The sequence below is a fragment of the Thermosynechococcus sp. HY213 genome, assembly GCF_031460975.1.
GTDB lineage: Bacteria > Cyanobacteriota > Cyanobacteriia > Thermosynechococcales > Thermosynechococcaceae > Thermosynechococcus.
This window is the reverse complement of record NZ_JAVKVB010000012.1, coordinates 24,475-50,396: the sequence shown is the minus strand read 5'-3', so window position 1 is coordinate 50,396 and position 25,922 is coordinate 24,475. Positions and strand designations below refer to the sequence as shown.

The 25,922-nt window shown below is 53.2% G+C and carries 25 protein-coding genes and 1 tRNA gene; 16 read left to right on the top strand and 10 right to left on the bottom strand.

Translation table 11 applies throughout. The features are described 5' to 3' along the window. Positions 1-23: 23 nt before the first annotated feature. Together trxB and RHK62_RS07865 are read left to right on the top strand one after the other, a co-directional pair. Positions 24-1,385: a thioredoxin-disulfide reductase gene (gene trxB / locus RHK62_RS07870; RefSeq protein WP_302677858.1), complete on the top strand. Its 1,362-nt coding sequence runs from the start codon at positions 24-26 to the stop codon at positions 1,383-1,385. A gap of 19 nt (positions 1,386-1,404) precedes the next feature. After that, positions 1,405-2,160 carry a sulfite exporter TauE/SafE family protein gene (locus tag RHK62_RS07865; protein WP_302677857.1) on the top strand — a complete coding sequence of 252 codons (756 nt, stop codon included), beginning with the start codon at positions 1,405-1,407 and terminating at the stop codon, positions 2,158-2,160. A gap of 45 nt (positions 2,161-2,205) precedes the next feature. On the opposite strand, the gene RHK62_RS07860 is transcribed toward RHK62_RS07865, so the two are convergent. From RHK62_RS07860 to RHK62_RS07850, 3 genes are all read right to left on the bottom strand, one after another. Next, positions 2,206-2,277 (bottom strand) — tRNA-Thr (locus tag RHK62_RS07860). A gap of 67 nt (positions 2,278-2,344) precedes the next feature. Continuing rightward, the gene (locus RHK62_RS07855; protein ID WP_206199492.1) at positions 2,345-3,127 is read right to left on the bottom strand and encodes an ABC transporter permease; all 783 of its coding nucleotides are present in this window, start codon (positions 3,125-3,127) and stop codon (positions 2,345-2,347) included. A 94-nt stretch (positions 3,128-3,221) separates the two neighbouring features. Further along, the gene (locus RHK62_RS07850; protein WP_302677856.1) at positions 3,222-3,821 is read right to left on the bottom strand and encodes a Uma2 family endonuclease; all 600 of its coding nucleotides are present in this window, start codon (positions 3,819-3,821) and stop codon (positions 3,222-3,224) included. 138 nt (positions 3,822-3,959) lie between these two features. Here RHK62_RS07850 and RHK62_RS07845 point away from each other — a divergent pair, with 138 nt between their 5' ends. Continuing rightward, positions 3,960-6,197 (top strand): heavy metal translocating P-type ATPase, encoded by a 2,238-nt coding sequence (locus RHK62_RS07845; protein ID WP_310453544.1) that lies wholly within the window; start codon positions 3,960-3,962, stop codon positions 6,195-6,197. On the opposite strand, the gene RHK62_RS07840 is transcribed toward RHK62_RS07845, so the two are convergent. From RHK62_RS07840 to RHK62_RS07820, 5 genes are all read right to left on the bottom strand, one after another. Then, positions 6,174-6,692 carry a (2Fe-2S) ferredoxin domain-containing protein gene (locus tag RHK62_RS07840; RefSeq protein WP_206199490.1) on the bottom strand — a complete coding sequence of 173 codons (519 nt, stop codon included), beginning with the start codon at positions 6,690-6,692 and terminating at the stop codon, positions 6,174-6,176. The two genes, RHK62_RS07845 and RHK62_RS07840, sit on opposite strands and share 24 nt — an antisense overlap. Before the next feature lie 110 nt (positions 6,693-6,802). After that, positions 6,803-7,588, bottom strand: coding sequence for a hypothetical protein (locus RHK62_RS07835; protein ID WP_302676411.1), 786 nt, complete (start codon positions 7,586-7,588; stop codon positions 6,803-6,805). A 71-nt stretch (positions 7,589-7,659) separates the two neighbouring features. Further along, positions 7,660-8,442, bottom strand: coding sequence for a 2,2'-beta-hydroxylase CrtG (gene crtG, locus RHK62_RS07830; RefSeq protein WP_206199488.1), 783 nt, complete (start codon positions 8,440-8,442; stop codon positions 7,660-7,662). 24 nt (positions 8,443-8,466) lie between these two features. Continuing rightward, the gene (locus tag RHK62_RS07825; RefSeq protein WP_149818048.1) at positions 8,467-8,640 is read right to left on the bottom strand and encodes a hypothetical protein; all 174 of its coding nucleotides are present in this window, start codon (positions 8,638-8,640) and stop codon (positions 8,467-8,469) included. A gap of 3 nt (positions 8,641-8,643) precedes the next feature. Then, positions 8,644-8,826: a 50S ribosomal protein L32 gene (locus RHK62_RS07820; RefSeq protein ID WP_024124949.1), complete on the bottom strand. Its 183-nt coding sequence runs from the start codon at positions 8,824-8,826 to the stop codon at positions 8,644-8,646. Between the two features lie 210 nt (positions 8,827-9,036). Between RHK62_RS07820 and RHK62_RS07815 the strand changes: the two genes are divergently transcribed. The 12 genes from RHK62_RS07815 to RHK62_RS07760 all read left to right on the top strand — a co-directional run bounded on the left by RHK62_RS07815 (position 9,037) and on the right by RHK62_RS07760 (position 22,055). Further along, positions 9,037-10,041: a phosphoribulokinase gene (locus RHK62_RS07815; protein WP_149818046.1), complete on the top strand. Its 1,005-nt coding sequence runs from the start codon at positions 9,037-9,039 to the stop codon at positions 10,039-10,041. 26 nt (positions 10,042-10,067) lie between these two features. After that, positions 10,068-11,567, top strand: coding sequence for a DUF3352 domain-containing protein (locus RHK62_RS07810; protein WP_310438345.1), 1,500 nt, complete (start codon positions 10,068-10,070; stop codon positions 11,565-11,567). A 102-nt stretch (positions 11,568-11,669) separates the two neighbouring features. Then, positions 11,670-14,705, top strand: a complete 3,036-nt coding sequence (gene ppc / locus RHK62_RS07805; protein WP_310438346.1) for a phosphoenolpyruvate carboxylase — start codon at positions 11,670-11,672, stop codon at positions 14,703-14,705. A 6-nt stretch (positions 14,706-14,711) separates the two neighbouring features. Further along, the gene (locus RHK62_RS07800; protein ID WP_302677852.1) at positions 14,712-15,299 is read left to right on the top strand and encodes a Uma2 family endonuclease; all 588 of its coding nucleotides are present in this window, start codon (positions 14,712-14,714) and stop codon (positions 15,297-15,299) included. An 81-nt stretch (positions 15,300-15,380) separates the two neighbouring features. Next, a complete protein-coding gene (gene argJ / locus RHK62_RS07795; RefSeq protein ID WP_206199484.1) occupies positions 15,381-16,640 on the top strand; it encodes a bifunctional glutamate N-acetyltransferase/amino-acid acetyltransferase ArgJ in 1,260 nt (419 codons plus the stop codon). A gap of 50 nt (positions 16,641-16,690) precedes the next feature. Continuing rightward, positions 16,691-17,380 carry a response regulator transcription factor gene (locus RHK62_RS07790; RefSeq protein WP_149818035.1) on the top strand — a complete coding sequence of 230 codons (690 nt, stop codon included), beginning with the start codon at positions 16,691-16,693 and terminating at the stop codon, positions 17,378-17,380. After that, complete coding sequence (locus RHK62_RS07785) at positions 17,334-18,737, top strand: HAMP domain-containing sensor histidine kinase (protein ID WP_310453543.1); 1,404 nt, start codon at positions 17,334-17,336, stop codon at positions 18,735-18,737. Before RHK62_RS07790 ends, RHK62_RS07785 begins: the two co-directional genes overlap by 47 nt. Positions 18,738-18,875: 138 nt before the next feature. Continuing rightward, positions 18,876-19,097, top strand: coding sequence for a hypothetical protein (locus tag RHK62_RS07780; RefSeq protein ID WP_206199482.1), 222 nt, complete (start codon positions 18,876-18,878; stop codon positions 19,095-19,097). Positions 19,098-19,225: 128 nt separating this feature from the next. Beyond that, the gene (locus tag RHK62_RS07775; protein ID WP_310453542.1) at positions 19,226-19,900 is read left to right on the top strand and encodes a Fe2+-dependent dioxygenase; all 675 of its coding nucleotides are present in this window, start codon (positions 19,226-19,228) and stop codon (positions 19,898-19,900) included. A gap of 51 nt (positions 19,901-19,951) precedes the next feature. Then, a complete protein-coding gene (locus RHK62_RS07770; RefSeq protein WP_310453541.1) occupies positions 19,952-20,500 on the top strand; it encodes a PepSY domain-containing protein in 549 nt (182 codons plus the stop codon). Between the two features lie 333 nt (positions 20,501-20,833). Next, positions 20,834-21,346 carry a flavodoxin FldA gene (gene fldA, locus RHK62_RS07765; RefSeq protein ID WP_302677848.1) on the top strand — a complete coding sequence of 171 codons (513 nt, stop codon included), beginning with the start codon at positions 20,834-20,836 and terminating at the stop codon, positions 21,344-21,346. Between the two features lie 85 nt (positions 21,347-21,431). Then, positions 21,432-22,055, top strand: a complete 624-nt coding sequence (locus RHK62_RS07760; protein ID WP_302677847.1) for a Crp/Fnr family transcriptional regulator — start codon at positions 21,432-21,434, stop codon at positions 22,053-22,055. Here the strand turns inward: RHK62_RS07760 and sufD are convergent. Both sufD and sufC read right to left on the bottom strand, forming a co-directional pair. Then, positions 22,052-23,338 carry a Fe-S cluster assembly protein SufD gene (gene sufD / locus RHK62_RS07755; protein WP_310453540.1) on the bottom strand — a complete coding sequence of 429 codons (1,287 nt, stop codon included), beginning with the start codon at positions 23,336-23,338 and terminating at the stop codon, positions 22,052-22,054. The two genes, RHK62_RS07760 and sufD, sit on opposite strands and share 4 nt — an antisense overlap. Then, entirely contained in the window at positions 23,335-24,117 is a 783-nt protein-coding gene (gene sufC, locus RHK62_RS07750) for a Fe-S cluster assembly ATPase SufC (RefSeq protein ID WP_286626523.1), read from the bottom strand. Before sufC ends, sufD begins: the two co-directional genes overlap by 4 nt. Positions 24,118-24,268: 151 nt before the next feature. Between sufC and RHK62_RS07745 the strand changes: the two genes are divergently transcribed. Further along, on the top strand, positions 24,269-25,921 hold the full coding sequence (locus RHK62_RS07745; protein ID WP_310453539.1) for an aldehyde dehydrogenase family protein: 1,653 nt from the start codon (positions 24,269-24,271) through the stop codon (positions 25,919-25,921). The last annotated feature ends 1 nt before the right edge of the window (position 25,922 follow it).

The following is a 25,922-nucleotide window of genomic DNA, read 5'->3' as shown; positions in this document are numbered from 1 at the left end:
GTCGTTTCGAGTTTGTTTTAGCCATGACACCGCCACGGATTGAAAACGTTGTCATTATTGGTTCTGGCCCTGCGGGCTACACAGCAGCCATCTATGCCGCTCGCGCCAACCTCAAGCCCTTTATGTTTGAAGGCTATCAAATTGGGGGGCTGCCGGGGGGACAACTCATGACCACCACCGAAGTGGAAAACTTTCCCGGCTTTCCGGAAGGCATTCAAGGGCCGCAACTGATGGCACGGATGAAGGCGCAAGCAGAGCGCTGGGGCACAGAAATGGTCACTGAAGATGTGATTCAGGTGGATTTTAGTCAACGCCCCTTTCTCATTAGCTCAGCAGAGCGGCAGGTCTATGCCCACAGCGTCATTATCTGTACGGGTGCCACGGCCAAACGACTCCATCTCCCCGGCGAAGAGCAGTATTGGACTAAGGGGGTCTCCGCCTGTGCCATTTGTGATGGGGCAACGCCGATTTTCAAGGATGTCGAGTTGGCGGTGATTGGCGGCGGTGATAGTGCGGCGGAGGAAGCAGTCTATCTCACTAAATATGGCTCCCACGTCCATCTTCTTGTGCGTAGTGACAAAATGCGCGCTAGTAAGGCGATGCAGGATCGCGTGTTTGCCAATCCTAAAATTACGGTTCACTGGCAAACTGAAGCACGGGAAATCCTTGGCGATGGCAATTTAATGACGGGTCTGCGGATTATCAATAAAGCCACAGGGGAAGAATCCGTCCTGCCGGTGCGCGGCCTATTCTACGCCATTGGTCATACCCCCAACACCCAACTCTTCAAAGATTTTCTGGAATTGGATAGTGTGGGCTATATCGTCACCCACCACGGGACACAAACGAATGTGGCAGGGGTCTTTGCCGCAGGGGATGTTCAAGACCATGAATACCGCCAAGCAGTAACAGCGGCAGGCAGTGGCTGTATGGCCGCCCTTGATGCGGAACGCTGGCTCTCGGCGCGGGGTTTGATTCAGGAGTTTCACCAAACGGAAACCGAAACCAAACCCGCAGAAACGACGAAACCTACGACCTCCCCAGAACAGGCGTTTGATCCCAAGGCCATTAAGCATCGGGGTAGCTATGCCTTGCGCAAGCTTTTCCACGAGAGCGATCGCCTGCTGCTGGTGAAATATGTCTCGCCTACCTGTGGCCCGTGCCACACCCTCAAGCCGATTTTGGATCGACTGGTGGACGAATTCGATGGCAAAGTACAGCTCATTGAAATTGACATTACTGAAGATAGCGCGATCGCCGAGCAAGCAGGGGTTACCAGTACACCCACGATTCAACTCTTCAAGAACAAAGAACTCCTAGAAGTGATCGTGGGGATGAAACCCAAGAGTCAGTACCGCGAGACCATCCAACGCTACCTTGCTTAGGCTCTAGCTAGTCAGGGGCATGATCAGCGAGATCGGACTGCTGACCGTTGCAGGTCTGGCGGCGGGCTTTGTCAATGCCATTGCCGGTGGGGGAACACTGATTAGTTTTCCTGCCTTGGTGGCGATCGGCTTGCCGCCAGTGGTTGCCAATCTCACGAGCACGGTGGCTTTGGTACCCGGTTACTTGGGGGCGACAGTGGCGCAACGGCAGGATCTGAAGGGTCAGCAACGGCGCCTTGGTTGGCTCTTTCCCAGTGCGGTGGCCGGGGGCATCACAGGGGCAATGTTACTGTTGCACACCAACGAGGCACTCTTTAATGCCTTGATTCCCTATTTGCTGCTTTTGGCCGCCGTCCTCTTGGGGATTCAGGAGCAGGTGCGGGCTTGGTTACTGCGGCGAATCAGTGCGCCAGCCGTATCTGAAGTGGGAGCTATTCCCCTTGTGTTTTTAGCGGCGGTCTATGGCGGCTATTTTGGCGCGGGGGTGAGTGTGATTCTACTCGCCGTGCTGGGCATTGTTCTCGGGGAAAGCTTGACGCGCCTCAATGGCTTGAAGCACATTTTGGCCTTTGGAATCAATGTTGCCGCTGCCGCATTTTTTGTTGTATCGGGGGAGGTGGTGTGGCCCGTTGCCTTGGGGATGGCGATCGCTGCCATTGTTGGCGGACTTTTGGGGGGTAAATTTGCCCGTGCGGTTAACCCGCTGCTGTTACGCCGTACAGTGGTTCTTTTGGCTGTTGTGCTGGCACTCATTTACTGGCAGCGACAGCGATAAATGCCCCCACCGCAGATGGGAAATTCCCTGAGGTTGGTCAAACAAAGCCCGTGACGAGGATTGAACTCGTGACCTCACCCTTACCAAGGGTGTGCTCTACCACTGAGCTACACGGGCAAAAATTCCCAGAGCTTTATCATAGCCCATTGGGGGAGCAATTGCACAGCGGGGCGGTGGGTTTTTCTTAAAAATTGCGACGGGAGAAAATCCAAGTGGCGATCGCCAGCAGTGCTACCGTATAAATCACGCCATAGAAGGCATTGGCCACGAGTTCTGGTACAGAGGGCAGCATGCCATAGACCGCTGTATTCTTAAAATCCAAGCGGGATAAATCGGGAAAGATCAGATAGAGAAACTGCATCAGTTGCCGTACGGCATCACTCTCCATCTTTTGGCTGAGGATCACCAAGTTTTGACTAAAGTGCCCCATAAAGTACAGTGCCACCGTTAACAGCGTGGCAATCAGGGAACTGGTGAAACTGCCAAAGAGCAAAGCGGCTGCCGTCAAGAGGGCGAGTTGCAGCGCAATGTAGAAAGAGGTCACCATCAAAGGTCCTGCGGGATAGGCAAACTGATTCAAGCTCATCAGAATAAACAGAATCAGCGTCATCAGTGCTACCAGTACCAGCAGAACCGCCGATAGACCCAAATGTTTGCCAATAATAAATTCCGCGCGACTGATGGGTTTCGCCAACATCACTAAGATCGTGCGCTTTTCTATCTCTTTATTGAGCAGACCACCCCCGACAAAGGCAGCAATCAGCAAGCCAAAGAGGGAAATTCCTGCCATCCCCACATCAAGGCTAATTTTGTCTTGGGTGCCTGCTGACACCTGTCCCAAAATCACAACCGCCAAGGCGAGGCCAATGGCAAAAACAGCAGTGACGTAAAGAACCCGCTCCCGCAGGGTTTCATTGAAAACATTACGGCTAATTGTCCAGAGGCGACTCACCGTTAACGGCAACATGTCTGGTACCCCTTGAATTTACTCTCCTCTCAAAGAATACCCAATTTTGCTTTTTCGATAGCCTCGGCGTTCATAGGGAGAGCCGCTTGCTGTTTCACGGAGCAGTGGTATCTACGGCGGGGGCAGAGAGGTCAACGTCTTCATAAAACTGTTCAATAGGCACTTTGAGGTCAATGCTCCTCAACTCAACGCGATCGCCCGCGCGGTAGCAGCGCAGCAGCCAATCCCCCCCTTCATTTTTCTGGTAAATGTCGATCGCCATTTCCTCTGAGCTAGCGAGCACATAATCCACGAGGTTGGGGTTACGACGGTAGAGATCAAACTTTTTGCCGCGATCGTAGGCTTCGGTGGCGGGTGAGAGCACTTCCACAATCAGACAGGGATAAGTGATGAAAAAGGGACTCTGGCGATCGCGATCGTCACAGGTGACACTCAGATCGGGATAGGTAAAATTCGATGTCTCAAAAATATTCACGCGACAATCAGAAGTATAGGTTTTGCAGCCTTTACCCCGTAAGTGGGATTTAATAATTAACAAAAAGTTACCAGCAATATCGCTGTGGTTTCTTGTACCACCCGCCATCGCATACACGTAACCATCAATCAACTCATGTCTTTCTAACTGCTGCTCTTCCCACGCGAAGTATTCTTCTGGTGTGAAATAGCGATCGCCCGTCTCCTTGGCAGTCACCATTCTCTGTATTTCTCGTGAAAACCTCACTTCTTTAGGATAGCTCGCCCTTTCCCTGACATCCCAAAGCCAACGTGCCACAATAGGCGGTGGGGACGCAGTTAGGAGATTGAACGTAGTTCTTTTTGGAGAGGGTGCGACGTGTCCCTAAGTTCAAGTGTTGATTCTCACGCCCCTGAGGTAGCCATCCTGCGGGTGAGCGGCTTGCGTTGTGCTGGCTGCGTGCGATCGCTGGAAAATCAGTTAAAAGAGCAGCCGGGCGTAGATGCTGCGGCAGTCAATCTGGTCACGGGAACCGCCGTTGTCACCTATTCCCCCGCTGAGACGACCCCCAGCGCCATTGTCGAGAGCCTAAACCAAGGTCGCTTTCAAGCCACCCTCGCAGAAGCCAATGCCCTTTTGGAACTGCCCACGGCCTCTGAGGAAACCTCTTTGCCAAGGTTGGCGATCGCCCTTGTGCTCCTTGTTCTCTCCAGTGTCGGCCACGGGATTGATCTGCTGCCGGGGCACTGGCCCATGTTAGAGGCAATGATCTGGCATTGGGGGCTAGCAACCATTGCCCTTGTCCTACCGGGGTGGGAAATTCTGCGGGAAGGAATGATGGGCCTGTTCCAACGTCGCCCGAATATGAATACGCTGGTGGCTCTTGGCGCCTTGGGGGCTTACCTCACGAGTACGGTGGCGTGGCTCTGGCCGGCCTTGGGCTGGGCGTGTTTCTTTGATGAACCGGTGATGATCCTTGGCTTTATTTTGCTGGGGCGATCGCTGGAGCAACGGGTACGTCAACAGGCACAACGGGACTTGCGATCCCTCCTTGCGCTTCAGCCACAACAGGCGCTATGGCAACCCAGTTTGACCGCTAGCGATCGCTGGCCCATTCCCGTCAGTCGTATCCAAGTCGGGGACTGGCTGTGGGTAGATGCTGGAGAACCCTTTCCTGCCGATGGCACGATTGTGACCGGGGAAACCCTGGTGGATGAATCCATGCTCACAGGGGAATCTCTACCGGTGGCCAAGGGGGTGGGGGCATCCGTTCTGGCGGGCAGTCGCAATGTTGGTGCTGCCGTTACCCTACGGGTGGAACGCTGTGGTCGTGCCTCATTTTTGGGGCAGATTCTAGACCTCGTGGTGCAGGCACAAAATCGCAAAGCACCGGTGCAGCAAATGGCGGATGGGGTGGCCGGCTATTTTAGCTATGGGGTGCTAGCCTTGGCGGCAGCAACGGCTCTCTTTTGGAGCGCGATCGCCCCCCATTTCTTCCCAGAAATGACCAATAGCACACCCCTATTGCCCTTAAAGCTAGCCTTGAGTGTTCTGGTGATTGCCTGTCCCTGTGCCCTTGGCCTTGCCACCCCGATCGCGCTGCTTGTGGGCACCAGTCACGCCGCTGCCAAAGGCTTAATTATTCGAGGTAGTGATGTTCTTGAGCGCAGTCAGACGTTGGACACAATTGTGTTTGATAAGACGGGCACACTGACGACCGGTGAACTGGCAGTGGCCGAGATCAACCTCTATGGCGATCACTCCTCTCAAGAGGTGCTGTATCTGCTAGCCAGTTTAGAGCGCGAGAGTCGCCATCCCCTTGCAGTGGCAATTCAGAAGGCGTGGGCTGCGACCGGCCAGACAACAGAGCTAGCAACGGTGACAGAGGTGGAAACTGCCCTCGGACTGGGGATCAGCGGTTGGATTGAGGGGCATTACTATCAGGCGGGTCGCCTCAGTTGGCTGCGTGATCAGGGGGTTGACTGCCCTTCCCTAGAAGTGGAAACCCATGTGGCCTTGGCCTGCGATCGCCAGTTGATTGCCGTTGTGACCTTTCGCGATCGCCTGCGCCCAGAGGCAGTGAGCACCGTTCAAGCCCTGCAAGCCCAAGGCTATGCGATCCATGTGCTGACGGGAGACACGGCCAAAGCCGCACAGCAACTCCTAGAACCACTAGGCTTACCCACAACCCATCTTCACACAGACCTCCAACCGCAACAAAAGCTGGCTCTTATTGAAGGTTGGCAAGCCCAAGGCAAAACCGTGGCCATGGTCGGGGATGGCATGAATGATGCGCCAGCTCTAACGGCAGCTCAGGTGGGGATTAGCCTTGGTACGGGTACAGAGGTGGCCATTGAAGCAGCGGATATTATCCTCACCCGCAATCATCTAGAGGATGTGCTCGCTGTGCTAAGCCTTAGCCGCACCACCTTCCGCAAAATTCAGCAGAATCTTCTTTGGGCAGTGGCCTACAATATCGTCGGTTTACCCCTTGCAGCCGGTGTTGGATTACCCCTATGGGGTCTTAGTCTCACCCCCGGAATTGCTGCCGCTTGTATGGCTGTGAGTTCGATTGCCGTTGTCCTGAATTCCCTAAGCCTCAGTCGAGCAAACTAGCTCGCGAATCTGTTGGGCATTGGCGCGGGTCAGCCGTTTCTTGTGGGGCAGGACAACCACCGCGGGTCCCCGTTTGCATTCCCCCATACAGCCCGTCGCCTTCAGGGCAATGGGGAGCTGTTGTGCCTCTAGTTCTTGCCAGAGTTCCTTGGCACCCCGCCGACAGCAGGAGGATTTTTGACAAATGAGCACCTTACAGGGCTGAGAACGCTTTGCCGCTGCGGGTTGAGCCGTTGCTAAAAATTCTAAATGGCTGGCCTTGTATTGCTTGACCCAGCCATCGTACTTATCGCTGATCATTCCCTCTAACCGCAGGCGATCGCCCACCTTGGGGGGTTGCGCTAACTCACGGCGCAGAGACTTTTCTAGCTTAACCCAGACCGTTCCTGTGGCGGTTTTTAGAATCACGACTTTGGGTCGCCCCTTCTTATAAAAGACCGCTTCGACAGTGCCCTCAAGGGAAAATGTCGGCAAATCAATAACACCCAGACCCATGAACGTCAAACCTTGTTAGAAATTTTTCTCAACAAATTGAGTCTAGCATACAAGGGACGGTCTTGGGGGCATCCCAGATCGTTGTGAGATTCACCTGTGGAAAAATAATCTTAGCTGGAGAGAATCCGCTCCCACTCTGCCAGTAGGTTATCAATACTAGCGTCCGTCGGGTTACTCTCAAGGTGGGTGCCCACTTCCTCAACGCTATTGGGAAAGAGTTCTTCGAGAGTGGGTTGAACGGTGGGGGGTTCCTCTGAAGCGAGATCGGGCATTAAGTAAATTTGGCGAATATCCGGCGGCAGATACTCCGCGATGCGTACTAGCCCCTCTTCTAAATGCTGGTTGAGTTCCTCAAGGCTGTAGGTTTCCCCTTGAACTTCTAAATAGGCGCGCACGCGCTCAAGGTTCCAGTGAAAGGTTTGGGTGGTCACTAGCACGAGGCGGCTCAGGGGACTCAAGTAGGCAAGGCTGGCTTCTAAGTAGCACCAAAGGGGCGGTGGCGCATCCTGCAGGACATAGGTAATGTGCTCAATGCCGGGGAGTTCCTCTTGAATCAGGGTAGCGGTGCGGTTGACAATCCAATTGCGCAGGGAGCGAGCTTCCTCATCGCCAATTTTCACCCCTTCAGGAGTAAATTCCAAACGGTCAAGGCTAAAAAATAGCCCATGCCACACCTTAGCAAACAGATAGTCCACTTGTACGGGCGATCGCCCGTGGTGTTGCAGCACACTATAGACAAGGGCGGCATAGCGACAATACAGAGCAACAAAGTAGCAGCCGCGATCGCGCTCCTCCTGAAAGGCCTTGATCAGTGCTTCATCAGACCAAGTGAGTAGCGGCTGAATTAAAGGATGTTGCCGCTCCGCCATCATCGGAAAGGAAAGTGCCTTGACCATCTCACTGCCACTGAACTAGACGAACTGTCCTACGCCTTGGCCAATTGGCCTATGCAGAATTCATTCTTTCTTCAGCCTTGGGTGCGATCGCGAAACAGGGGAAGGTAATCGCGGCTCTCTGTCCCCAGCCAGCGATCCCAAAAGGTGAAATAGAGGCCATAGTTACAGCGAAACTGACTATGGTGCAAACTGTGGTGGGTGGCGCCAATCAACCACTGCCCCAACCAATGCTCGGCAAAGCCACAGGGATAAATCTCTAAATTCAGGTGGTTGATCACACTGGAGACCGTCATCAGGCTGAGCTGAATCACGATCGCGTAGGGGTGCAGCGGCACAAGCACAATAATCAGCGGCAGGAAAATGGCCTGTAGGAGCGCTTCCCACGGGTGAAAGGAAAAGGCCGTCCAGGGCGAGGCCACAATGCTATGGTGATGCACCCGATGGACACGGCGATAAATTTTCGGTTGGTGCATCCAGCGATGGAGCCAATAGTAATAGGTTTCGTGGAGCAGCAGCACAAGGCCAATACTCAAGGGAAAGTAAATATAGTCCCAGAGGGAATTTAACTCCAGATAAACCGCTGTCCAGCCCCGCTGCCACATCACTGCGGCGATCGCCCCCGCCAACGCAAAAATAGCCGCTGTCACCAACGACCAGCCAAACTCCTGCCAAAACTGTCCCCGCTGGTAGGGGCGCAAATTGACCCGCCGTTTCCTCAGGGGCGTCCAGCGAGCCACCACATATACAAGCGAAAAAAAGCCGGCCACCAGAACGAGGCGGCTGACCACCATCAAAAACATGACCCCAACCATAATGCCAAAGAGGCGGGGGTCACTGAGGTTGTAGGGAATCATGCAAAAAAGTGCTAAATGCGTCCCCTAGACCCAGCCCAACCAGTGGAGCAAGCCCTCTCCTGTCCAATATTCCCATAACAAAAGAGCCACAAGACCAACCATAGCAGCACGACCATTGATCCGCTCAGCAAAAGTATTAAAGCCGTACTTGGGGGTTTCCAGTTTTGGGGTGCGGCTTGGCTCCGTGGGAGTGGCCATGGATTACTCCTGTTCGTCTTCGTTTTCTTCTTCAGCTTCAGGGAAGTAGAAGCCTTGGGCGCGCTCGGTCAAAATAGACTTGCCAATGGAAAGGGCACGTTGCGCTTGAAGGGCAGCTTGGCGCTTCCAGACCGCACGACGCATACTGCGCTTGGACTTCGAGGTTTTCTTCTTGGGGCAGGCCATGATGATCCCTAGGACTAACTTTCGCAATCTACTAGTGTATCCCAAACGCTTCCCTAGGGCAACCACCGCTCCCCCCTATGGAGGGCAATGTTCCTCTTTTTGACCAAAAAACTATCACAGAGGGACACCACCCTTGTAATATCAGTAAGGGAATACTGAACCACCCCATCAGGGGATGTCCACTTCTACGAGCAAAGGGAATCGTCAGCTATGAGCAGTAAGCCAGACCGTGTGGTTCTCATCGGCGTTGCTGGAGACTCCGGCTGTGGTAAATCAACGTTTTTGCGCCGACTGGCCGATCTGTTTGGCGAAGAGTTTATGACTGTGATTTGCTTGGATGACTATCACAGTCTGGATCGCAAGCAGCGGAAAGAAACGGGGATTACGGCTCTTGATCCCCGTGCCAACAACTTTGATCTGATGTATGAGCAGATCAAGGCTCTCAAAAATGGCGAATCAATCATGAAACCCATCTACAACCACGAAACGGGGACGATTGACCCGCCAGAGAGGGTTGATCCCAACCACGTGATTGTGATTGAAGGGCTGCATCCCCTTTACGATGAACGGGTGCGATCGCTGATTGACTTTAGTGTCTATCTCGACATCAGCGACGATGTAAAAATTGCTTGGAAGATCAAGCGCGACATGGCCGAGCGGGGTCACAGCTACGAAGACGTGATTGCCTCCATCAATGCCCGTCGCCCCGACTTCATGGCCTATATCGATCCCCAAAAGCAGTACGCTGACGTGGTCTTGCAAATTCTGCCGACCCAGTTGGTCAAAGAGGAAAAAGTCGGCAATATCCTGCGGGTACGGATGCTGCAACGGGAAGGCATCCCCGGCTTTGAGCCAGTCTATCTTTTTGATGAAGGCTCCACGATTACTTGGATTCCCTGCGGTCGTAAGCTCACCTGCTCTTATCCGGGCATCCGCCTCAGCTACGGGCCTGATGAATACTATGGTCACCCCGTTTCGGTGTTAGAAGTGGACGGTCGCTTTGAAAAACTCGATGAACTGATCTACATCGAAAGCCACCTGAGCAACACCTCCACCAAGCACTATGGTGAAATGACGGAACTGCTGCTGAAGCACCGTGACTATCCGGGTTCTGACAATGGTTCAGGTCTGTTCCAAGTGCTGACGGGGCTGAAAATGCGGGCGACCTATGAGCGCTTGACCTCGCGGGATGTGGCCACTGTCACCAACCGCTAATTTGGCTTGCCACATTGAGGGCACTGATGCAACCGCACCATCGATCGCTATGGTCATCGTTTTTGGTCTTTATCCTCTGCTGGTTGGTTCTCACCTGTGGCCAGCCAGCCTTCGCTGCCGATAGCGATGACCTGATCTTTGTCCCCCGCCAAGCCCAGAGTGTCCTCAAGCTCAATCAACGTCCCAGTAGCGATCCGCTGCGTTTTTTGTGGGAGCGTTTTGGGGTATCCCAACTGGCTCATTGGGGTTGGTCGTGGTCTGAGGTTAGTACTTGGGTGGGAGAAGGGGTGACGGTTGCCCAGTTCCCCTGTTCTGAAGTGTGTCCATCCCCGCGGCAGTTGTGGGTTCTGCCCCTGAAGCGGCCAGATGCAGCAACGGCTTTCTTAGAGACCTACTGGCAGAGCCATCCTTTTGAGGCGCAAGTCTATCAAAATATCCCCCTCCAAGTGGGTAAGGATTTGGTGACGGCACGACTGGGCGATCGCCTGCTCCTCGCTGCCGATGTGGAGACCATGATCGCTAGCTTGGGGTCAGCGGTGACTGGGGATGGCAATCTGGCGGGTTTGAGCTTTTATCAAGCGGCGCGATCTCAATTAGACGCTCAACCTACGGCCCTCTACTATGCCAACCTGCAATCCCTAAGTCGTGAGGATCGTGAACTGGCACCCACCTACGATCGCCTGCTGTTGGCCGTGAAGGCGCAAAACAACGAGCTGCATCTGGAAACGCTGCTGCACCGCACCAGTGATCCGACACTAGCTGCTGATCCCCTTGACCTTGAGTTCCGCCGTGCCCAAGAACCGCTGCCGACGGTGGTGGTTGCGGGTTCCCACTTGCCAGAGGGCTATAGCCAACTCACCAAGGCTTTGGCAGACTACCGCTTTGGCAGAACGCCCCAAGGGGATGAGATTGCCAGCCAACTGCTGCGGGATTTGACAGGAGAGATACCCTTGGACGTGACGAGGCAAATTTTTCCCTTGGCCAGCGATCGCTTTAGCCTTGCCCTTTGGCGCCAAGGCGATGAACAGTGGCAATGGTGGTGGCAGACGCGCAATACCCCAGAGGCGGCAACTGTGCTGCAACAATTGGATGATCTTGCCCGCGCCAATGGCTATGAGGTGAATCAATTGGTCTTGAATAAAGAACCCGTCACTGCTTGGGTGAAATTAATTCTTGACCCGCAGACCAGTGAAGGCTTGGTCTCTGATGTGGCCGCGGCCTATGAGCAACGGGGCGATCGCCTGATCTTGGCCTCCTCCCTATCGGTACTGTTCCCTAGCCAGCACAAAAAGGTGTCTTGGCTGCCGGAGAACCTCCTGCGACAGCGGCAAGGGATTCGTGGGTTGGTCTATGCCCGTTGGCCAGAGCTATTTGCTCCCTTGAGCCAGCGTTGGCCGCTACTTCAGTATCTCAATGGCATCAGTGCCGGCTGGCTGGAACGTCTGCAAAGCATGACTTTGGTGAATTATGGCGTGCGCGATCGCTTGCAACACCTAGAACTGATTCTCAGCAGCAAAAAAGATTAGAACTGTTAACAAATCCTTAATACGCCTGTTATCAATTGTTGTACTGCCCTGGCTCAGGATTGGGTAAAGTAGGGAGTATTATCTTTGCAGACTGGGGTAAATATGACATCAGTCCTCGATGCGACCAATCGCGATCGCTTGATTGAAAGTGAAAGTTTAGCAGCCCGCACCCTACAGGCACGTTTGCGACTGGTGGAAGAGGTCTTGGTAGATGTCTTGGCGGCAGAATCCGGTCAAGAATTGGTTGATCTATTGCGGCGCTTGGGTGCTCTCTCTTCGCCAGAAGGCCATGCGCTCCATGCCCCAGAAGGGGAACTGCTGAAGGTCATTGAATCCCTCGAACTTAATCAAGCGATCAGAGCAGCGCGTGCTTTTAACCTCTACTTTCAAATTATCAACATTGTCGAGCAGCACTACGAGCAACAATACAATCGCGAACGAGCTGCCCAAGAGGGACTGTGCCGCCGCAGTGTCATGAGTGAACCGATTTCCGGTGTCAGTGGTGAAGGCTTTCCCTTGCCCCATCATGCTGCCAATGCAACGGATGTGCGCAGTGGACCGAGTGAACGCCTAGAGCATAGTCTCTACGAAGCCATTCCCGCCACTCAGCAGTATGGTTCCTTTGCTTGGCTTTTTCCGCGGCTGCATACACTGAATGTACCGCCGCGCCATATTCAAAAGCTGCTGGATCAACTGGACATTAAGCTGGTCTTCACCGCTCACCCGACAGAGATTGTGCGGCAAACGATTCGTGATAAGCAGCGGCGGGTTGCCCGCTTACTCGAGCAACTGGATGTGCTAGAGGGGGCTTCTCCGCACCTGACGGATTGGGATGCCCAAACCCTGCGGGCACAACTGATGGAGGAAATTCGCCTCTGGTGGCGCACCGATGAGCTGCACCAATTTAAGCCCGAAGTGCTCGACGAGGTGGAATACACCCTGCACTACTTTAAGGAGGTGATTTTTGCTGTTATTCCCAAGCTCTATCGCCGCCTTGGGCAAGCCCTACAGGAAACCTTTCCCCAGCTACAGCCACCCCGCTGCAGCTTCTGTCGCTTTGGCTCTTGGGTGGGGGGCGATCGCGATGGCAATCCCTACGTCAAACCAGAAGTAACGTGGCAAACCGCCTGCTATCAGCGCAACCTAGTTCTTGAGGAATATATTAAGTCCGTTGAGCGGTTGATCAATCTGCTGAGTTTGTCCCTGCACTGGTGTGATGTGCTGCCGGATTTACTGGATTCCCTTGAGCAGGATCAACGGCAACTCCCTAGCGTCTATGACCAGTATGCCGTGCGCTATCGGCAGGAACCCTACCGTCTGAAACTCACCTATGTGCTCAAACGGCTGCAAAATACCCGCGATCGCAACCGAGCGCTGCAAACCTACTGTATTCGCCGCCATGAGGCCGAAGATCTCAACAGCGGTCAATTTTATCGCCATGGTCAAGATTTTTTAGCGGAGCTGCTGCTAATTCAGCGCAACCTCAAGGAAACGGGACTGGCCTGCCGCGAACTGGATGATTTGATTTGCCAAGTCGAGGTTTTTGGCTTTAATTTGGCAGCCTTGGATATTCGCCAAGAAAGCACCTGTCACGCTGAGGCGCTTAATGAAATTACCGCCTATTTGGGCATTCTCCCCTGTCCCTATACGGAATTGTCGGAAACGGAACGCACTCGCTGGCTCCTCAGTGAACTCTCAACCCGTCGCCCCTTGATTCCGGGGGAACTCCCCTTTAGCGATCGCACCAATGAAATCATTGAAACGTTCCGCATGGTGCGGCAACTTCAGCAAGAGTTTGGCACGGATTTGTGCAATACCTACATCATCAGCATGAGCCACGAGGTCAGCGATCTGTTGGAGGTGCTCCTCTTTGCCAAGGAGGCGGGGCTATTCGACCCAGCCACCGGGACAAGTACCCTTCAGGCCATTCCCTTGTTTGAAACCGTTGAGGATCTCAAGCACGCCCCAGCGGTGTTGACGGAATTATTTTCTCTCCCCTTTTGCCACAGCTATCTAGGCAGTCATAGCACTCCCTTTTTACAGGAAGTGATGCTGGGGTATTCCGACAGCAACAAAGATTCGGGCTTCCTCAGCAGCAACTGGGAAATTTATAAAGCACAGCAACGGCTACAAAAAATTGCGGAAAACTTTGGCTTCCAACTGCGGATTTTCCACGGCCGGGGTGGCTCTGTGGGACGGGGGGGTGGGCCTGCCTACGCAGCCATTTTGGCACAGCCAGAGCAAACGATCAAAGGACGAATCAAGATTACGGAGCAGGGCGAGGTGCTGGCTTCTAAATACTCGTTGCCGGAATTGGCGCTCTTTAACCTCGAAACAGTGGCGACAGCGGTGATCCAAGCGAGTTTGCTGCGCAGTAGTATTGATGAAATTGAGCCTTGGCACGAGATTATGGAGGAGTTGGCCACGCGATCGCGCCAATGCTATCGCCATCTCATCTATGAGCAGCCAGAATTCATTGAATTCTTTAACGAAGTTACTCCGATTCAAGAAATTAGCCAACTGCAAATTAGCTCCCGACCCACGCGGCGGGGAGGTAAGAAAACCCTTGAGAGTTTGCGGGCAATTCCTTGGGTCTTTAGTTGGACGCAAACCCGTTTCCTGCTGCCGGCTTGGTATGGTGTGGGCACTGCCCTGAAGGAATTCCTTGAGGAAAAACCCGCTGAGCATCTCTCCCTGTTGCGCTACTTCTACTACAAATGGCCCTTTTTCCGCATGGTGATCTCCAAAGTTGAGATGACCCTTGCCAAAGTGGATCTAGAGATTGCCCGCTACTATGTCCAAGAACTCAGCCAACCCCAAAACCGTGAAGCCTTTTTCCGCCTCTACGATCAGATTGCTCAGGAACATCGCCTGACCACGGAATTGGTGCTCACGATTACTGGCCATCAGCGGCTGCTCGATGGCGATCCCGCCCTGCAGCGATCGGTGCAACTGCGCAATCGCACCATTGTTCCCTTGGGGTTCCTGCAAGTATCTCTCCTGAAACGGCTACGCCAGCACAACAGCCAAACCACCTCTGGGGCGATTCTCCGCTCCCGCTATGGCCGGGGTGAGTTGCTGCGGGGCGCTCTCTTGACGATCAATGGTGTGGCGGCAGGTATGCGCAATACGGGCTAAACAATCATGAACCCGACGACTCGCACATTAACACCATCCCCGCTGCACTTCCGCATTGAGGACTATCACCGTTTAGCTGAACTCGGCTTTTTGGGCGAGGATGATCCCATCGAATTAGTGCGGGGGGAACTGATTAAGATGGCGGCTAAGGGGACAGCCCACGAAACCTGTATCACCCGACTCCTGCGGGTCTTAATGCCAATGGTGGGTGAGCGGGCAACCCTACGCTGTCAATCGCCGATTGTAATTGCAGATCACAGTGAACCTGAGCCAGACATTACCCTTGTTGACAATCGGGAGGATGATTACGCCACGGCGCATCCGACAGCAGCGGCAGTGCAATTGCTAATTGAGGTGGCGGACTCTTCCCTAGAGTACGATCGCGCTGTGAAATTGATGCTCTATGCCGAGGCAGGGATTCCCCACTACTGGCTTTTTAACTTGGTGGATCGCACTCTCGAAGCCTATAGTGAACCAGCGCAAATTACACCGACAACCTTTGGGTATTTGAATCGGCGAATTGTGCCCGCGACGGGAGCGATCGCCCTGCCGATCACTGAACAACGGCTCCCCTTGAGTCGTATTTTCCCCTAGACTTCTGCAAAAACCGTTAATAGTGGCTGTTTTGGGAAAGACCCTTGATATAATCGCAACGATTCTCTTATTGACGACGCTATGAGCCACTGGCAACAGATTACGGGTGGTGTGACTGCCGCCAAAGGCTATCGAGCTGCGGGCATTGCGGCAGGACTGAAGGCTTCGGGGGCACTGGATTTGGCCTTGATTGTTTCCGATGTGCCGGCGATCGCCGCTGGGGTATTTACGACAAACCACATGTGTGCGGCACCTGTCACCTACTGTCGTCAGCGGTTACAAACGAAGGGAACAGCGCAGGCGATTTTGTGTAATTCCGGTCAGGCCAATGCGGCTACGGGAGAACAGGGCTGGCAGGCGGTTTTCGCCCAAGCAGATATGGTGGCAACGGCCTTGGGGGTAAGTCCAGAGATGGTGCTCGTGGCTTCGACGGGGGTCATTGGTCAACCCATTCCTCTTGAGAAAATGCGCCAAGCTCTACCGACACTGACAGCGAACTTGAGTGATGCAGGTGGAGATGCCGCGGCGCGGGCAATTATGACCACAGACTTGGTGCCCAAGCAAATTGCCCTCGAAGCCGAGTGGGAGGGGCAGCCCATTCGCATTGGTGGCATGGCCAAGGGGTCAGGGATGATTCACCCGAATCTGGCGACGATGCTGGCCTTTATTACCTGTGATGCTGCTGTGTCGCCCCCTCTGTGGCAGGAGATGCTGCAACGTGCCTGCGATCGCTCCTTCAATCAAATTACCGTTGATGGCGATACCAGCACCAATGACAGTGTGATTGCTTTGGCCAATGGACAATCGCGCACCCCTGCGATTACGGCGCCGGGCGCAGCAGCCAGCCGCCTTGAGGAAATGTTAACGGCGGTCTGTGTCCATTTAGCCAAGGCGATCGCCCGTGATGGCGAGGGGGCGACCTGTCTCATTGAAGTTCAGGTGAGTGGTGCCAGTGATGATGCCGCTGCCCGTCAAGTGGCCAGAACCATTGCGGGTTCAATGCTCGTCAAATCAGCCATCTATGGACGGGATCCCAACTGGGGACGCATTGCCGCCGCTGCTGGCCGCGCTGGGGTGCCCTTTGATGCCAGTAATCTGGCCATTTCCCTTGGGGGAATTGCCATGATGCGCCAAGGTCAACCCTTACCCTTCGATCGCGCCGCTGCCAATGCCTACTTAGTCAATCAAGCCGCCGCTAGTAGCGATCCCAGTGGCCAGCAGTCCCTCGAACAGCCGGTGGTGATTGAAGTCAGTATTGGTCATGGCAGTGGTCGAGGTGTCGCTTGGGGCTGTGATCTCAGCTATGATTACGTTAAAATTAATGCCGAGTACACCACCTAGTCCTACAGCTGGGCAACGAACACAGGGGTGTCCCCACGCCGCCGGCCTTAATGAAAATTTTAATTGTTGAAGACGATCAAACCATCGCCAACTTAATTGCCGAATCCCTAGCCCATCAGCGCTACACCCCTGAAGTGGTACATGATGCCGAATCAGCTCTTGAGTATTTAGAGGCCACTGCCTTTGACCTACTGATTTTAGATCTGGGCTTACCGCGCATGGACGGCCTAAGACTGTGCCAAATCCTTCGCCAGAGAGCCTACCAGCTGCCTATTTTGATCCTAACGGCTCGAGACACCAGTACTGACAAAGTCATGGGTCTTGATGCCGGCGCCGATGACTACCTAGTCAAGCCCTTTGATCTGGCTGAACTGTTGGCCAGGGTACGTGCCCTACTGAGGCGTCAGTCGTTACCATTTTCCTCTGTTCTTAGGTGGGGCGCCCTCACCCTGTATCTAGACAAAGCCAAAGTCACCTATAACAACCAAGAGCTCCAGCTGACCCCCAAAGAGTATGCCATTTTGGAGGTGTTGTTGCGTAACGGCAGTCGCATCCTTAGCCGCTCAGCAATTATCGATCATGCGTGGTCATTAGAGGAAGTGCCAGGGGAAGAAGCCGTTAAAGTACACTTAAAGAGACTGCGGCACAAACTAAACGCAGGCGGGGCTCCTCCTAATTTTATTGAAACTGTCTATGGTTTTGGCTATCGGCTTAATCCCAACTTTGAATCGCCGAGTTAGCAATCTGCGGCATCGCCTGTTTTTTATATACTTTTTGGTGATTACTGGAATTTTATCTATCTCTTCATTCTCAATTTACTCTCTGATTGTTTATCACCGCTACAATCAACTCGACGATCATCTAAAAGAAGTAGGCACCCAGTCTGCAAATATCTTGGAAATCCTGCAGCACGAGTATGAAGAGTTAAAGAAAGAACCAAAATATAAAGGGTATGTTCCTAAAAATGTTTCAGGAGACTTGCAACCAATTACAGTTTCTCAATTAATGGGCAAGTATTATTTTGAGTCTGTCTATGAAGTCATGACAAACTTCCCCAGTCATTTTTCTCAGAGTGTTCAATGGTATGACAAGGATAAGAAATTAATTGTTTATGAAGGCAGAAGGATGGACAAAGTGAGTATACCGAATCATCTTTCTGACGCTGGAACAATTGTCAAAGAAGATCAATATCGCTATTTCTTTCTGCCGGTATATGCCAGAGCAAACAAAATGGAGCCTCATCGCCAAGCCATTGGCTATGTCTGTGTCATAGAATCAACCGCTGAGTTAGATCGGGAGCTAGAATACTTAAAATCTATCTTTCTATTGAATATCCTCGGCATTAGTATGATTACGCTTTTGGCAGCATTTTGGTTAACTAATCAAAGTCTTCAACCGATTCTCATTTCACTCAATCAATTAAAACAATTCACTGCAGATGCCTCCCATCAATTGCGACATCCCCTAACGGCAATTCAATCTTCGATTTCCTTGCTAGAGCAATACTCCAAGAATCTTGAACCATCCCAATCAAATAAATTCAAAGTAATTTTATCCGCCTGTTACCAGATGAATACCTTGATCAATCAGCTATTGCTTCTAGCGCGTATGGATCATCATAAACTTGATCAGAGTCAATGGGTCAATGTTGACTTGGATGAGCTATTGGAGTCACTCGTTGAGCTACAGTACGATCGCGCTAAGAAAAAACAGATTCATCTGACCTATCACTGTGATACCAATGCCTATGTCTATGGCAATCCTGAACAAATTTATGAGATTTTTAGCAATCTTTTGGATAATGCGCTTCACTATACCCCTAGCCATGGGGCTGTAACCATTAACCTCAAAAAAAGGGGGGCGTTTGCGATTGTTGAGGTTCAGGATACTGGCATCGGTATTCCTCCCGAAGACATCTGCCAAGTGTTTAATCGCTTTTGGCGTTCTCAGGAGGCACAGTTGTACCATGCCCAAGGCTCAGGGTTAGGTTTAGCAGTGGTGAAGGCGCTGGTTGAGCACTATGGGGGCACGGTAGACGTCCAGAGTCAGCGGCATCAGGGAACCACCTTTACAGTCAAGCTCCTCGCCCGCTCCTAAGTACAGCAACCTTCCCTAGATTGTTACTTTTCTTGAGCACAATCATGGGGTAAAAGCCCATTGAACAAGGAGCAACCTATGAATAGTTACGGTTCAAAAGCCCTCTGCCTATTTGTCTCCCTAGGATTGGCAAGCACAATGGCGAGTTGCAGCAATCTCAGTGCCGGTAATGAAGAGGGAGGGGTGTCCTATGAGTTCCCAGCGCCGGCTGCCAGTGCTTCTGCTGTCGCTGCTACGAAAAACCGAACCATTGGCTCCAGCATTTACCTGATGGCCGAAGGAGGTGAATGGGGCGAAGGCGAGGAAGGTGGAGAGGGTCGTTATCGACGCCGACGCTGGTGGTCCTATTCCCATTCGTAAAGTTAGAGCAGGAAGTCCGAATTCCGAGGTGAGGAATCTACAACCTTCAGGCCGGGGAGGATGTCAACCTTGTTTTTCCTCCCCCCAAGTTGTTGTCTTTATGGGTCAGTCCCTAGGAAAGCAAGCCAATGCTACTGCAAGTCCATCAAGTCTTAACCTCTGAAGAACTGCATCGCCTAAATGCCATCCTTGAGTCAGGGGTCTTTGTAGATGGCAAATTGACTGCCGGGCTCTATGCAAGAACGGTTAAAGACAATCAACAATTGGCGCAAGACAGTGAGGCGTATGCGCTGGCTTCAGAAATCGTGCTTGCAGCCTTAACAAGAAATCATCTCTTCCAAGCCTATGTACAACCTAAGGTCATCCGTCCCATCCTTTTTAGCCGCTACGAACCCGGCATGGTCTATGGCAGCCACATGGATAATGCCCTAATGGGTAGCGGTGAGCAGTTAAGTCGCTCTGATGTGTCCCTCACCCTCTTTCTGAGTGATCCTTGTACCTATGAAGGGGGAGCCTTGGTTCTCGATACCAGTTTGGGCGAACAGTCCTTTAGGTTGCCTGCGGGCTCAATGATTGCGTATCCAGCCATCTTTTTGCATCGAGTGGAACCAGTGAGTCAGGGTGTTCGCCTTGTAGCAGTCACATGGGTGCAAAGTTTAATTCGCGATCCTTTGGAACGAGAACTGCTGTTTGAACTGGATACTGTTCGCCGCAGCATTTTTGAAAAACAGGGGAAAACCATTGAGTTTGACCTGCTCTGCAAGGTGCACGCCAATTTACTGCGCAAATGGGCAGATGTTTAAGCCAAGGTATTCCTTTCAGGAATCTACTGAGTTGAATGGAGACGGGTGAGAATGAAAATACGTCAACTGCATCGTCAAGTCGCGATCGCGCTGTGGCTGCCCTTGGGGTTAACGATGTGGACAGGCTTGGCCTATCGGTTGGGTCGCAGTTGGTTAGGACTATCCAAAGACTTTGGCAAATTGATGATGACAATCCATACGGGCGCCTTTTTGGGGGAGTCCTTCAGTTTGCTCTATGTGCTCTGCTTGGGCTTAGGGGTGGTCGTACTGACCGTCAGTGGTTTTAGGTTAATCAATCCCAGACGACTCAAGCAGTACCACCGGCTGGCTCAGCCAAGCAGCAGCCTGAGACTCATCCATCAGTATGGAGCTATTGTTGTCTTGCTGCCGCTTTTGGTGAGTGCCATCACAGGAGTTGCTTACCACTTGAGTCAACAGTGGCTGCATTTGCCAAAACAGCAGCTGGCTGTCTTACTCCAGATCCATGAAGGAGCCTATTTGGGTGTCGTCTTCAAGCCTCTCTACATCTTGGCGCTCAGTGGCGTCTTGCTCCTGATGTTTTTAACGGGCTGGAAAATGCGCGGTAAGCGCTTCGGGTGATCTCGCCAGCAGCACCGCCTAGATGGTGGGGATCGCTTACTCAGATTCCTAAGAACCTTCTGCCCTTGGTTGGCCTCTTGACCATAGCTGCTTCAGTACAAGGGAGCTTTGATTGCCAACTACGACGACTCCATTGAGGGCACAATCGGTGCTGAACAGAGGCTCGAAATTTTTGGACGATCAACAGCGAGTCTTCTAAAACAGGTTTCCAGTTGAAATAAATTTGCAATAATAAATAGGGGAGCACGACAGTGTTCACAGGCTCCCCAATCCTGCCGATCGCCCCAGAACATCCTAGGAGAACGCCAGCAAAAATTTACGAGGATGTTATCGATGGCAACAATTGGCTTATTTTATGGAACCCAAACTGGCAACACCCAGATGATTGCAGAGAAAATCCAGTCCGCCTTTGCCAATGCTGCGGTGGTAGAACTGCATGATATAGCATCAGCAAGTCCCTCTGACTTTGAGGCCTACGATCGTCTGATTATCGGCTGTCCAACGTGGAATGTGGGCGAACTTCAAGCCGACTGGGAGGGCTTTTACGAGGAGCTAGACAGCATTGATTTCACTGGCAAAAAAGTGGCCTACTTTGGCGCAGGAGATCAAGTGGGCTATGCTGACAACTTTGGCGATGCCATTGGTATTCTTGAGGCAAAAATTAGTGAACGGGGTGGTGAGACGGTAGGATACTGGTCAACGGCGGGGTATGAATTCAATGCCTCCCAAGCGCTGCGGGGAGATCGGTTTGTGGGTCTACTCATTGATGAAGACAACCAGTCCGATCTTACGGATCAACGCGTTCAGCAGTGGGTCGCACAACTCAAGCAAGAGTTTGGTCTCTAGACGGTTTTGGGGCAACTCAGTGAATGCGGGGTTGCCTCTCTTTTGAATTTTGATAATAGTAATCATTCCGTTTTTGGGTATGGGAATGATGTCCGTCCCCCTCTACACACCTATTGATCCAGCCACAACTGTGGCGAAAGCCTACCCAGCTTTTGAGCTAGGCCGCAATGCATCCCTCGTGCTGCGGGAGCGTGTTTGGCTGATTCAAACAGGGATTATTGAGATCAACCTCGTCGACAGCGACGGCAACCTCTGTTTTATTGGGTTAGGGACGGCGGGAATGGCCGTTTGTGGCTCCCCTGATCTTTGCTATGAAATACAGGCGCTAAGCCCAAGTCGCCTCCTCTCATTTACGGCCGCTGAGGTACACGCATCTGCCCACTTACCACGCCTCATTTGCGAGGGGCAACAGTATCGGCAGTACTACAGTGATCTGTTACTGAAGGCCGGTCATTATCCCACTGCTGTGCAGCGATTGTATGAAGTTTTAGTGGTTTTGGGGCAAATGATTGGCGTCAGCACCCCCGCGGGTGTTCGTCTCCCTGTGCGGCTCACCCATGCCCAACTGTCCCGCTACACAGGCATTACTCGGGTAACCGTAACCCGCTTGCTCCACCAACTGCGTCAGCAACAGCAGCTCCGCTGGGGGCGCGATCGCCACCTGATTCTTCTTGGCCAAGATTCATGCTGCCCAAAGAACAGGGGTTAGTGTAGCTTAGCCAAGAGCGCCGCTTCCACTTCCTGCTGCAGGGGCTCGGGTTGAAGATCCGTCATTTGTTCAAGGGCAAAGGCCTTGACCAGCAAATCCTGCGCTTGGCTCACCTCTAGACCCCGACTGCGCAGATAGAACAGATCCTCGCTGGCCAGTTGACTCACCGTGGCACCATGGGAGCACTTGACGTTGTCGGCAACAATCTCCAATTGAGGCTTGGTATCAATACGCGCTTTGTCCGAAAGCAGCAGGGTGCGGTTCAGTTGACTGGCATCGGTTAGTTGGGCAACCTGTGGCACAACAATACGGCCATTAAAAATGCCGTGGGCGCGATCGCCAAGAATGCACTTGTGAATCTGTTCACTGCCGCTATGGGGAGCATTAAAGAACACTGCCGAGTGGGTGTCCATAATTTGGCTATCCATGGCGATCGCCAGTCCCTTCAGGATTGTCTGGCTGCCACTGCCTTGGATCTGCACCTGCCAATTGTGGCGGCTCAAGCATCCCCCCAAATCAACGGCGTGCCCCTCGTAGTCACTGTCTTGGGCTTGGCACACCGCTGTACAGCCAATGTGAATCGCCGTTGGTGATTGGTGTTGAATCCGCACATGGCGCAGGCGGGCACTGGCGCCTAGGGAGAGTTCCGTGACACTGTTGGTGAACTGTTGATCGCCCGTGAGGGACAAAAAGCGTTCAATTAGGGTAGCTTGACCGTGGGCAGCCACTTCAACCGAGAGGCGCGGTGAAACAACGCTCTGCTGCTGCCGACTACTGACACAGAACACCTCCACAGGTTCAGGGAGAGTCCCCGATAGACGCAGACAAACCCGATCCGCAAGCATGGCGGTATTGAGATCACTAAAGACCTCTGGGGGCGCGATCGCTGGTAGGGAAGGGGGCAATAGCTCAACCCCAGCGGCATTCACACGGGAGAGTTCTCCGCAAAAATAGCCATCAATCAGAACAATTTGGGCAACGGTTGGAAAGCTGCGCTCGCACAGCAGATGCCGCACTTCGGCAACAATTTCTGGATTGAGGGGGGCAATGGGGGCTTGGAAGGATCGCGTCCGTACAGCCGATAAATCCGTAAAGCGCCAATCCTCATCGCGGGGGGTGGGCAAGGTTTGCTCATGGAGGCGATCGCGGGCCGCTTGCCGCAGGGATTCTAACTCAGCATGGCGCGGGGGCGGTGCGCAGTTCAATAGATCATTGAGTTCATTCGTGCGACTGGCCTTGGGCAGATCCGCTTGATCGGAATTGGCGTTGACTGTAATGGTCATGATACAGCCCCCTCCTCTTCGCGAACCCAGTCATAACCGCGCGCTTCCAGTTCTAGGGCCAGTTCCTTCGACCCTGTGAGGATAATCCGACCCCCCTCCATCACATGGACATAGTCAGGCACGATGTAGTCCAGCAGCCGTTGATAGTGGGTAATCAGGAGAATGCAGTTATCGGGACGAGTCAGTTGGTTGACCCCATTGGCAACAATGCGCAGGGCATCAATATCAAGCCCAGAGTCGGTTTCATCGAGAATGGCTAGAGTCGGCTCCAGCAGAGCCATTTGCAGAATTTCGTTGCGCTTTTTCTCGCCGCCAGAGAAGCCCTCATTCACCCCGCGATTGAGGAAGCCTTCATCCAACTTCACCAGTTCAATTTTCTGTCGCACGAGATCATCAAAGTCAAAGGCATCCAGTTCCTCGAGACCTTGATGCTTGCGCTTGGCGTTGTAGGCCACCCGCAAAAAGTCGAGATTGCTCACCCCCGGAATTTCAAGGGGGTATTGAAACGCCAAAAAGACGCCTTCACGGGCACGCTCTTCAGGGGGCAAGTCCAAGAGATTCTTGCCTTTGTAGAGCACTTCGCCACCAGTTACGGTGTAGTCGGGATGACCCGCGAGAATTTTGGAGAAGGTGCTTTTGCCGGAGCCATTGGGCCCCATGATGGCGTGAATTTCCCCAGCGCGAATCGTCAAGTTCAGGCCTTTGAGAATGGGGGTGTCCTCCACACTGGCCGTTAACTCTCGAACTTCTAAAATGACTTCGCTGTCGGGACGAATCACGCCTTACCTCCCTTGCATCGTTCATAATTTTTTAATGTAGCGCAGCGGGCTGGCGATCGCGATTGAGTTTCTTGGCAGAGGAGTATTGACGACAACAGTACACCGGCACCGCTGTCAAACCATGCCCACAGGAGAAAATCAACCACCTTTTATGACACTCTCAACAACCACCATTCCCGAACTGGAACGCCTCCATCAGCAGGCCAGCCGCTGGCAATGCCTCGCACCGCGAGAGCGCATGGGCTATCTTCAAGCCATGAAGACCCTTGCCCGTCGCCATGCTCCAGAATGGGTGACCTTGGCCTGTCAAATCAAAGGTATTGACCCCCAGGGGGTTTGGGCAGGGGAAGAATGGACAACAGGCCCTTTGGGCTTAATTCTCAAGCTCGATCACTATCTCCATGCCTTGCGTCACGAGGCAACTCCTCCAGTGCCGCGCTGGCGAACTGCCCCCAGTGGTCAGGCGATCGCTGACATTCTGCCGCGCAATTGGCAAGAGCGTTTACTTTGGTTTGGGGTGAAAGCTGAAGTTTGGCTCCAACCCGATCAACCCCCAAGTCAGGGCAGTGCTTACCGTAACCCACCGCCGCCGGGGGTCGCTGTGGTGCTGGGGGCGGGCAATATCACATCATTGTGCTTGGCGGATGCCCTCTATCAACTGGTGGCGGCCAATCGAGTGGCACTACTGAAGATGAATCCCCTCTTGGCGCCCTTGACGGAGTGTTTTCGCAAGATTTGTGCGCCCTTAATTGAGGCGGGTTTCCTTGAGATTGTGGAAGGAGATGCCGCCCTAGGGGAAGCCCTCTGCCATCATCCATTGACGCAGCACATTCATATTACTGGGTCCCACCACACCTACAATCGTCTAGTTTGGGGGGAAACCGCTGCAGAACAGGCCATCCGCAAAGCCCGCCAACAACGGAAGCTAACCAAACCCGTGACAGCAGAATTGGGAAATGTCACTCCCCTGTTGATCGTTCCCGGCGAATGGACAGCAGCAGAACTGACCTACCAAGCCCGCCAAGTGGCCAGTGCCCTTGTCCATAACGCCAGCTTTAACTGCATTGGGGCGCAAATCCTCGTCACGGCTGCGGGATGGCCGCAGCGAGAGGCATTCCTCAACACCCTGAAGGCACAACTGCAAGCGATTCCCCCTCGCCCTGCCTATTATCCGGGCGCGATCGCCCGCTATGAGTCGTTTCTGGCGGATTATCCCCAAGCCACAGTGCTGAGTCCCGCTGTCGAAGGCACGATTCCCTGGACCCTGATTGAAGGCCTCACCCCCACGGCCAATCCCCGCATTTTCCAAGAGGAGGTCTTCTGTGGTCTGTTGGCAGAGGTGCAATTGCCCGTTAGCGATGCCGCCGCCTACCTCACCACTGCCGTGCCCTTTGTCAATGAGTGGCTCTGGGGTACCCTCGGCTGTAGTCTAATCGTTGATCCGCGTACTGAGGCCAGCTATGCAGACGTGCTGGAACAGGCGATCGCCCAACTGCGCTATGGTTCTATTGCCATCAATGCATGGGTTTCCTTGGCCTATGGGTTGGGCTGTACCCCTTGGGGAGCCTTTCCTGGACATACACCAGCGGCCATTGGTTCTGGGGTGGGCGTGGTTCACAATAGCTTCCTGTTTGACTATCCCGAAAAAGCCGTGGTTCGTGTTCCCTTCCAGTTACCGGTCACGCCCCCTTGGTTCTATGGCCATCGCAGCCTACCCCAACTGGCGCAGGCGGTCATGGACATTTACGCTGGCGGCAATCCCTTGGGTTGGCTGTCCCTCTTGATGGCGGCGATGCGGGGCTAGG